This is a genomic window from Intrasporangium sp., assembly GCF_032907665.1.
Classification (GTDB): Bacteria; Actinomycetota; Actinomycetes; order Actinomycetales; family Dermatophilaceae; genus Intrasporangium.
On the sequence record NZ_JAJJPG010000245.1, the window covers coordinates 1 to 2,877 of the forward strand.

A 2,877-nucleotide genomic window follows, 5' to 3' on the forward strand; every position below is an offset into this window, starting at 1 on the left:
CCGACCCGGCAGGAAGCCGGCGCTGGAGCGGGAGCGAGCCCAGCGGCATACGGCATCTGCGGCTAGGTGGTGAGGAGGATCTTGCCGATGTGTGTCGACGCCTCCATCTCGCGGTGTGCATCGGCGGCCTGCTCGAGCGGGTAGCGCGAGTGGATGACCGGTCGGACCTCGCGGGCTGCGAAGAGCGGCCAGACGTGCTCGCGGACAGCGGCGACGATCGCGGCCTTCTCCGCGGCGGGGCGAGCGCGCAGCGTGGTCGCGATGACGGCGGCGCGCTTGGACAGGAGCGTGCCCAGGTCGAGCTCCGCCCGGCGCCCGCCCTGGAGCCCGATCGTCACGAGCCGGCCGTTGATGGCGAGCGCGTCGACGTTGCGGGCGAGGTACTTCGCGCCGATGTTGTCGAGGATGACGTCGGCGCCGTGGTTGGCGCTGCCGGCCCGCAGCTGCTCGACGAAGTCCTGCTCCTGGTAGTTGACGAGCACCTCCGCACCGAGGTCGCGGCAGGCGTCCAGCTTCTCCCGGGTCCCCGCCGTGACGGCGACATGGGCACCGACGGCCTTGGCGAGCTGGATCGCCATGGTGCCGATGCCGGAGCTCCCACCGTGGACGAGGAGCCACTGACCGGGCTGGAGGTTGGCGGTCATGAAGACGTTGGACCACACCGTGCAGGTGACCTCGGGAAGTCCGGCGGCGTCGACGAGCTCGACGGTGGGCGGCTTCGGGAGGACCTGGGCGACCGGCACCGACACCTGCTCGGCGTAGCCACCGCCGTCGAGGAGGGCGCACACCTCGTCACCGACCGCCAGGGTGTCGACGCCCTCGCCGAGGTCGGCGACCCGCCCGCTGACCTCGAGTCCGGGATAGGGGGACGCCCCGGGCGGCGGGTCGTAGAAGCCTTTGCGCTGCATCACGTCGGCCCGGTTGACGCCGGCAGCGACGACGTCGATGAGGACCTCGCCGCGGCCGGCTGTGGGGGCGGGTACGTCGGCGAGGACGAGTGCGTCGGGCTCGCCCGGCTCGGGGATGGTGATGGCGCGCATGCTCGGAGCCTAGGGTGTGCCCGCTCAGCGGCCGGGACTGAGGCGGCGCGCGATCTCCGCGGCTGCCTCCTTGGCTCGTGCGACGAGCTCGATGACGTGGTCCGGCTGGCCGTCAGCGGTTCGGAACGTCACGGCGATGGCGGCGAGGGGGCGGTCGGCTCGGTCGAGCACCGGCACCGCGACCGAGGACAGGCCCGGGGTCACCGTGCCGTCCTCGCGCGCGAACCCGTCGGAGCGGGTGCGCGCGAGGATGCTGCGCAGCTCCGACAGCGACGCGGGTCCCGTGCCGTGTCGCTGGGTGAAGGAGTCCCGGTCCGGGTAGAGCGCCCGGACCTGCGGGCCGGGGAGCGCGGCCAGGAGCGCGACCCCGCTCGCGGTGAGGTGGGCCGGCAGCCGCACCCCGACGTCGGTGACGAGGGTGGGCTGACCGGGTGCTCGCTCCTCCAGCAGGTAGATGACGTCGCGGCCGTCGAGGGTTGCGAAGTGCGTGTTGCGGCCGCCCTGGTCCACGAGCCGGCGCAGGGGTCCCCGCGCGACCCGCGCCAGCGGCGCCTGGCGTTGGTACGCAGATCCGAGCTCGTAGGCCGCCGGGCCGAGCCCGAAGCGGCGGTCCTCGACGTAGTGCGTCGCGTAGCCTCGGGCGCGGAGCACGGTCAGCAGGTGGTAGACGGACGACCGGGGCAGGGACAGGTCACGCGCGATGGATGCGGCCGGGACGGGCTCGGCGTGGCGGGAGAGGTACTCGAGCACGTCGAGGGCGCTGGCTGCGGCGGGCGCATTGGGCACGTCGATCTCCTCGCGCAGGAAGTTGTCTCGGATGCGAGACAATTGTCGACGGTCGGGGGCTGCCGCGCCATCCCCGTCACGGTTCGATGGGACGCATGACCGAGACGCTCACCTCGCCCCGCACCGTGTCCGTCGGGACCGGCCCCCTCAGCGTCGACGACGTCGTGGCCGTGGCGCGCCACGGTGCCCGAGTCGAGCTGTCTGCGGAGGCGGAGGCGGAGATCGCCCGCAGCCGCACCATTGTCGAGGCCCACGCCGGGGACACCGTGCCGCACTACGGCATCTCGACCGGCTTCGGTGCGCTCGCGACCCGCCACATCCCGACCGAGCTGCGCGCCCAGCTCCAGCGCTCGCTCGTCCGATCACATGCGGCCGGCAGCGGTCCGGAGGTGGAGCGGGAGGTCGTGCGCGCCCTCATGCTGCTGCGCCTCTCGACGCTGGCGACCGGCCGCACCGGAGTGCGCCTCGAGACAGCGAGGGCGTATGCCGCTGTGCTGAGTGCCGGGATCACCCCCCTCGTGCACGAGTACGGTTCGCTCGGCTGCTCCGGCGACCTCGCGCCCCTCGCCCACTGTGCCTTGGCGGTGACGGGGGAGGGCCCGGTCCGGCTGGCCGATGGGACGCTCACCGACGCTGCGACTGCCCTGCGCGACAACCGGATCGAGCCCGTTGCGCTCGCCGAGAAGGAGGGCCTCGCGCTGATCAACGGCACCGACGGGATGCTCGGCATGCTCGTCCTCGCCATCGCCGACCTCCGTGCGCTGCTCAAGGTCGCCGACGTCACGGCTGCGATGAGCGTCGAGGGACTGCTCGGCACCGACGACGTCTTCGCAGCCGATCTCCACGATCTGCGGCCACACCCGGGGCAGGGCCTGTCGGCTGCGAACATCCGCGCCGTCCTTGCGAACTCGCCGATCCGCGAGTCGCACCGGACCGACGAGTGCACCCGCGTGCAGGACGCCTACTCCCTGCGCTGCGCACCGCAGGTCGCCGGCGGCGCCCGAGACACCGTGGAGCATGCGGCACGAGTCGCCGGGTGGGAGCTCGCCTC

At 72.9% G+C, this 2,877-nt stretch carries 3 protein-coding genes; 1 reads left to right on the forward strand and 2 read right to left on the reverse strand.

The features are described 5' to 3' along the window. Window positions 1-62: 62 nt before the first annotated feature. The gene (locus tag LOY02_RS18920) at window positions 63-1,040 is read right to left on the reverse strand and encodes an NAD(P)H-quinone oxidoreductase (RefSeq protein WP_317183913.1); all 978 of its coding nucleotides are present in this window, start codon (window positions 1,038-1,040) and stop codon (window positions 63-65) included. A 24-nt stretch (window positions 1,041-1,064) separates the two neighbouring features. Continuing rightward, on the reverse strand, window positions 1,065-1,826 hold the full coding sequence (locus tag LOY02_RS18925; protein WP_317183915.1) for an IclR family transcriptional regulator: 762 nt from the start codon (window positions 1,824-1,826) through the stop codon (window positions 1,065-1,067). Between the two features lie 86 nt (window positions 1,827-1,912). On the opposite strand from LOY02_RS18925, the gene LOY02_RS18930 reads away from it, so the two are divergent. Beyond that, window positions 1,913-2,877: aromatic amino acid lyase (locus tag LOY02_RS18930; RefSeq protein ID WP_317183914.1), on the forward strand; the 965-nt coding region annotated here is incomplete at its 3' end.